Source organism: Salinimicrobium oceani (genome assembly GCF_012037645.1).
This window is the reverse complement of sequence record NZ_JAAVJR010001409.1, coordinates 1-312: the sequence shown is the minus strand read 5'-3', so window position 1 is coordinate 312 and position 312 is coordinate 1. Positions and strand designations below refer to the sequence as shown.

General features: G+C 46.5%; 1 protein-coding gene. It reads right to left on the bottom strand.

Features of this window, described 5'->3' with window-relative positions:
- Nucleotides 1-312 (bottom strand): site-2 protease family protein (locus HC175_RS22420; protein WP_209310215.1); only part of this gene is annotated, 312 nt, incomplete at both ends.

Sequence of the window (312 nt, the reverse complement as noted above, 5' to 3'; positions counted from 1 at the left end):
GGGCATATCATCCGGCGCAATATAGGGGCTTCCCCATACGAACACCACCATCATATAGATGAAGAAACCTAAAATAATATTTACCGTTACACCACCCACCATGACTATAAGACGCTGCCACGCAGGTTTACTGCGGAATTCCCACGGCTTGGCAGGTTGTGCCATTTGCTCGCGGTCCATGCTTTCATCGATCATCCCGGCGATCTTCACATAACCTCCGAGTGGTAGCCAGCCTATTCCATAAACGGTATCTCCAATCTTCTGCTTAAATAGGGCAAATTTAACATCGAAAAAAAGGAAGAATTTCTCCAC